Raw genomic sequence first — 4726 nt, 5'->3', positions numbered from 1 at the left:
AGCGTTTACCCTTGATACTCTTTTTTGTTGGCTATAATGCCGGAGGGGAAAACGGCTGTCCGTCCGTTTCGTTACTTCCCCCTGTGCTTCATTGTCCGTTCCGGCGGAAGAAAGTAAAGGGTGGTCTGCGACCATTTTTTATCTGCTGTACTCGCTGATCGGCAAGCCGAAGCTCATACTGCAGATAAAAAACAAGCCCTTGACTGTCTCCCTCCTACACTTTCAAAGTCGCCCAAGAGGAAGTAAGCTCCACTATATTCTTGGCAGAATATACGCACGAATATATCCGCTTGATATAGGGTGTCTATCATGCTATAATATGTGTAGCGGATATATTGCAAGTTCCCTAAAGTGTTACCACTTTAGAACTTGTGAGGGTGGCAAGCCCCCCTTCAATCCCCCTTTTAAACGAGCCGGAAGGCTCATAATATGACGGTGGTAGCACCGAAGAAAGAGAGGTCAAAGGCATGAAAAAAGATATGGATAAAATTCAGTTTGAGTACAGATACGAGGTGCAGGAGCTGATGAAAGTAATTGATAAATATGTAAAACAGAATCCGGCAGAAAAGGAAAATAAGACGCTGGAGCGTTTCTTTGACCTACTTGATGTCATGGATATGGAGTGGTAAGGGTATGAACAAGACAAGACCAAAGCAGCTATCATTCCGGGTAAGTGAAGAAGAATACCAGCAGCTACAGGAGAAGATTTCAGAGAGTGGAAAGAACCAGCAGGAATATATCCTTTCCTGTGTGCTGGAGAAGCAAATCGTGAATACGGACGGTATCAAGGAACTTATCCCGGAACTGAAACGGATAGGGAACAACCTCAACCAGATAGCAAAGCGGTGTAATGAGGGGGGAATGTTGCCGAGTGAAGCGGAAGTGCGGAAGCATGGAGAGGAGCTGAACAAAGTATGGCAGTCATTAAGGCGGTATCTTCAAAGGCGGGCATAGGGCACGCCATAGATTATGTGACAAAAAAAGAAAAGACAGAGGAGAAGCTTGTCAGCGGTCTGCATTGTGAGCCGGAGACGGTCAAGGAAGAAATGCAAGCCACAAAGGAGCTGTGGGGCAAGACGGATGGAAGAACCTATAAGCATTATGTGCAATCCTACCATGAGGACGAGAAAATAACCCCGGAGCAGGCTCACAAGAACGCTGTCGAGCTGGCAGAGCATACAAAGGCATGGAAAGGGCATGAAGTTCTGATAGCCACGCATATAGACAAGGGGCATATACACACGCATTTTATTGTCAATTCCGTAAATTATGAGGACGGTCATAAGCTCCAATGGAGTAAGCACGACCTTAAAGACCTAAAGGAACGGTGCAACGAGCAGAGCCGGGAACAGGGCTTGCATGTGCCGGAGAAAGGAAAGACCTTTGCTGGAGAAGTCCGGGAAGAAACGGTGGCATGGAGCAAAGACACCTACCAGCTTTTGAAACAGGCAGAGCAGGGAAAGGTCAAAAGCTATGTGCAGGATATTGCCCTTGCGGTGCTGGACTGTAAGGAAACAGCGACCAGCCGGGAAAACTTTATCCGGATGATGAATGAAAGAGGGTACGGCGTAGACTGGCAGGACAGCCACAAGTACATCACATATACCGACTTAGCCAGGGAACAGGCAGGAGAAAAGGCTTGTAAAATCAGGGATAACAAGCTGGAAAAATACTACAATATGGATTTTGGAAAGGAGAGCATGGAGCATGAGTTTGAGAGAAATGCACGAACAGCAGAAGCAGAGCAGTTCAAGAGAGCAGCTTCAAGAGTTAAACCGACAGAGCCGGACAGAGCTGGAAAACAGTCTGCTCAAAGAAGCGTTGGCGATGTCGAGCGAGAACTGCGAGGAATTGATGAAGCAGTCAAATCAAGAACAAGTAAGGGCAGAGCAGAACAGGCAGAGAGACGCAGAGCAGAACAGGAAGCTCATCAGCGAGCTGAAGCAGAGCGTAGAGCTGCTGAAGAACAGCAACGAATTGCTTCAAGACGCTATATCGGGCGAGATTGGGAGTTTGAAAGATGAGGTTAAGGAAAACACCGTCCAAGAGGTTAGAAAGGCGTTACAGGCGAATATAGAGGCTATACAGAGGGCTACAAAGCTTCTTGAGAAGCAGTCTGATACACTTACGAGCGTGATGAAGCAAAAGATCCGGGAGCTGGAGGAAAGTAAGAACAGCTTTTTCAGATATGAGGGCTTAAAGCTGTACCTGTTTTGGGGCGGTATGGTCTGTAATATTTTAGTGTTTCTTATGCTGTTATATGGTATGCTTGGTAAGTAAAAAGAAATCGACAAATCGGAAGGTTGAGAAAGGAGATTAGTCAATGAAAAAAATATTAGGAATCGTTGCTGGTATTGTTGGAATAATATCTGTTATTGTGGGTGTTGCATTGAAGATGAATAATAATGCTATTGCTATAATCGGAGGTGCAGATGGTCCTACCTCGGTATTTGTCGCAGGAAAGTTGAATAGTGTTCTTGTCAGCATCTTGCTTATTGCGATAGGTGTTGTGATGTTGATAGTAGCGATAATTTTTTATTTGAAGAGAAAAAGGTAAAATAATGCAGTGATAAGATAAGCGGTCAAGGCGAGAGGGAGTGAGGTGTAAAAGACTATGGAGAAAGAAAAAAGAGAGCAGGAGAGCTGCACAAGCTGCGCTTATAGGAAAGATTGGTATTGTCCCGTTGCCGGAGACCGTGTAAAGAGAGGGGGGCACTGTTCTGAATACGAGAAAAGTGAGATTGCGAAGGAAAAGTAGCAGTGCTATAATGGCAAGGAAAGGGAGAGAAAACCAGCCCTTTTTTAAGAGGTCAAAAATGTGCAATAAACTGTATTGATAATATAAGCCCCCTATAGGTGTTTTGGAGGGGAGAAAAAGGTGGTGGGAATATGGCAAAAAAACCGACTGAAAAGCAGTTGTATAAGCTGAAAAATGAATGGCTGGGGCAGTTCTTTGAGGAAGTGAAGCCGAAAGAGTTTTATCGGGCTGTTTTTCCAGAGGGAAGTTTTGAGAGAAAGGGGCATTTTGAGGACGGAAAGGCAAATGGCATTATAACCATAGTTGAGAATGATAAGGCGAAGAATCGGATTGTATTTGATGATTTGTCGGTCATTGATGAGGTCAAGGGGGCAGAGTTTGCTGTCATGTCCCCTGTGGCGTATTCCGGCAGAAATCGGACGGCAGCCAATGCAAGGTGGCTGTATGGGATAGCGATAGACCTTGACGGGGTGGAGATGCCGCAGCTCCGTGATGTGTTCCATCAAATGAACCATGATATTATCCCGAAATGCACTTACTGTATTAACAGCGGTCACGGGCTGCATTTATATTATCTGCTGGAAAAGCCGGTTCCCTTGTATAAGCATTTGCAGGATAAGCTTCGAGAGTTCAAGTATGAGCTGATTGCGAAAGTCTGGAACCGTTATACAAGCACTTTCACAGAACGGGAACAGGTTCAGTATCAGGGGATTTTTCAGGGCTTCCGTATGGTTGGAACGCAGTCAAAGCTGGGAAAGAGATACCCGGTAAAGGCTTTTGAAACGGGCGAGAGAGTGACGATTGAGTATTTGAACGGGTATCTTATGGATAAGAGCAAGGCGGTCACGGATTTTCACTATAAGAGCGATTTGAGTCTTGCCGAAGCCCGGAAGAAGTACCCGGAATGGTATGAAAAGCGAATTGTGCAGGGGGAGCGCCGTGAGCGCTGGCATGTCAAAAGGGACTTATATGATTGGTGGCTGCGGAAAATAAAAGAGGGGGCTTCTGTAGGGCACAGATACAGCTGCCTTTGCGTTTTGGCGTCCTATGCCGTTAAGTGCGATATTCCGGAAGATGAGCTTTTTACAGACGCTTTTTCCCTATTGCAGTTCCTTGATGATATGTCAGATGATGAGCATAACCGCTTTACCAAGCGTGATATACTGGACGCCATGCAGTTTTATCAAGAGAATTATGTCACATACAGTCGCAGGGAAGCCGAAAGAGTATCGGCTATTGCTATGCCAGCAAGCAAACGGAACGGAAGAAAACAGGCTGAACATTTAGAGCGTGCAAGGTTGGTACAAACATTGGATTATCCAAATGGAGCATGGAGAAATAAAGAGGGTAGACCAAAAGGCAGCGGAGAAAAGTCGAAGATTGTCGAAGAATGGAAACAGCAGCATCCGGACGGAAAGAAGATAGATTGTGAGAGAGAAACTGGGCTTAGCCGGCATACTGTATTGAAGTGGTGGAAGTAGGGTATACTTGAAATGCCGAAAGGCATATGCTATAATACCAGTAGGCGAAAATGACAGAAGTGCTCATGTGGCACAGCAAAAAGCCCCGGAGGTTGCGACTCCGGGGCTTTTCTATTCCGTTCTGGGTGGGTGGCTTAATCCCAAGGCTGGCTACCAGTTATTCTTCTCCGTCCAACCATTTGCAGATGTAGTAGGCAACTACACTTGCCAAAACAGAGAGAAAAAATGACAGAAGTTCACTCATGCGGTTCACCCCCTTTCTCTACCTGTCTGGGGGCGGTAGCGTCGTTCATTATATCACAGGGGCAGAAATGCCACAAGAAGCCATTTCCCCTTGTTTATTATCAAAGCCATAAGGAAAAGAGTGTCAAGGGCGGTCATAGACCGCAGCGTTTACCCTTGATACTCTTTTTTGTTGGCTATAATGCCGGAGGGGAAAACGGCTGTCCGTCCGTTTCGTTACTTCCCCCTGTGCTTCATTGTCCGT

6 protein-coding genes are annotated in these 4726 nt (G+C 45.9%); all 6 read left to right on the top strand.

Annotated features, from left to right (window positions below; translation table 11 throughout):
• Window positions 1-467: 467 nt before the first annotated feature.
• Window positions 468-629 carry a hypothetical protein gene (locus tag OCV77_RS16305; protein ID WP_007885225.1) on the top strand — a complete coding sequence of 54 codons (162 nt, stop codon included), beginning with the start codon at window positions 468-470 and terminating at the stop codon, window positions 627-629.
• 4 nt (window positions 630-633) lie between these two features.
• Window positions 634-954 carry a MobC family plasmid mobilization relaxosome protein gene (locus OCV77_RS16300; protein ID WP_009256578.1) on the top strand — a complete coding sequence of 107 codons (321 nt, stop codon included), beginning with the start codon at window positions 634-636 and terminating at the stop codon, window positions 952-954.
• Window positions 915-2024 carry a relaxase/mobilization nuclease domain-containing protein gene (locus OCV77_RS16295; RefSeq protein WP_262575997.1) on the top strand — a complete coding sequence of 370 codons (1110 nt, stop codon included), beginning with the start codon at window positions 915-917 and terminating at the stop codon, window positions 2022-2024. The genes OCV77_RS16300 and OCV77_RS16295 overlap by 40 nt, the downstream gene beginning before the upstream one ends.
• Window positions 2014-2280 (top strand): prefoldin domain-containing protein, encoded by a 267-nt coding sequence (locus OCV77_RS16290; protein WP_226969119.1) that lies wholly within the window; start codon window positions 2014-2016, stop codon window positions 2278-2280. The genes OCV77_RS16295 and OCV77_RS16290 overlap by 11 nt, the downstream gene beginning before the upstream one ends.
• Before the next feature lie 43 nt (window positions 2281-2323).
• Window positions 2324-2557, top strand: coding sequence for a sodium ion-translocating decarboxylase subunit beta (locus OCV77_RS16285; RefSeq protein WP_008399593.1), 234 nt, complete (start codon window positions 2324-2326; stop codon window positions 2555-2557).
• A 332-nt stretch (window positions 2558-2889) separates the two neighbouring features.
• Complete coding sequence (locus tag OCV77_RS16280) at window positions 2890-4239, top strand: hypothetical protein (RefSeq protein ID WP_055154201.1); 1350 nt, start codon at window positions 2890-2892, stop codon at window positions 4237-4239.
• Window positions 4240-4726: the final 487 nt, after the last annotated feature.

The organism is Suilimivivens aceti, from assembly GCF_025567405.1.
In the GTDB taxonomy this organism is placed as follows: Bacteria; Bacillota; Clostridia; order Lachnospirales; family Lachnospiraceae; genus Suilimivivens; species Suilimivivens aceti.
The sequence above is the reverse complement of the archived record's forward strand: the minus strand, read 5'-3'. Positions and strand labels throughout refer to the sequence as shown.

What these genes read in the sequence shown, in the direction of transcription:
- OCV77_RS16295 (WP_262575997.1), top strand. Translation starts at nt 915, where the DNA reads ATGGCAGTCATTAAGGCGGTATCTTCAAAGGCGGGCATAGGGCACGCC.
- OCV77_RS16305 (WP_007885225.1), top strand. Translation starts at nt 468, where the DNA reads ATGAAAAAAGATATGGATAAAATTCAGTTTGAGTACAGATACGAGGTG.
- OCV77_RS16280 (WP_055154201.1), top strand. Translation starts at nt 2,890, where the DNA reads ATGGCAAAAAAACCGACTGAAAAGCAGTTGTATAAGCTGAAAAATGAA.
- OCV77_RS16300 (WP_009256578.1), top strand. Translation starts at nt 634, where the DNA reads ATGAACAAGACAAGACCAAAGCAGCTATCATTCCGGGTAAGTGAAGAA.
- OCV77_RS16285 (WP_008399593.1), top strand. Translation starts at nt 2,324, where the DNA reads ATGAAAAAAATATTAGGAATCGTTGCTGGTATTGTTGGAATAATATCT.